Source organism: Legionella navarrensis (genome assembly GCF_052527415.1).
This window is the reverse complement of the sequence record NZ_JBNVZR010000072.1, coordinates 1-230: the sequence shown is the minus strand read 5'-3', so window position 1 is coordinate 230 and position 230 is coordinate 1. Positions and strand designations below refer to the sequence as shown.

The following is a 230-nucleotide window of genomic DNA, read 5'->3' as shown; positions in this document are numbered from 1 at the left end:
TCACGGCCATAGCAGAAGACAGCGGTGCGCGTGTGATCACTCAGGCCGAACTGCTGGCCAATGCGAGTGACGTGGATGCCGGCAGCAGCCTTGAGGCTTTGAATCTGTCCATAGCGTCAGGTACTGGCAGTCTGGTAGACAACCTGGACGGCACCTGGACCTATACGCCGGCGCTGAACGATGAGAGCAGTGTCAGCTTTAACTTTGACATCAGTGATGGCAGTGCCAGT

At 57.0% G+C, this 230-nt stretch carries 1 protein-coding gene; it reads left to right on the top strand.

Features of this window, described 5'->3' with window-relative positions; genetic code table 11:
- The coding region (locus tag ACQUTA_RS13165) for a cadherin-like domain-containing protein (RefSeq protein ID WP_444988722.1) at window positions 1-230 on the top strand (230 nt) is incomplete at both ends.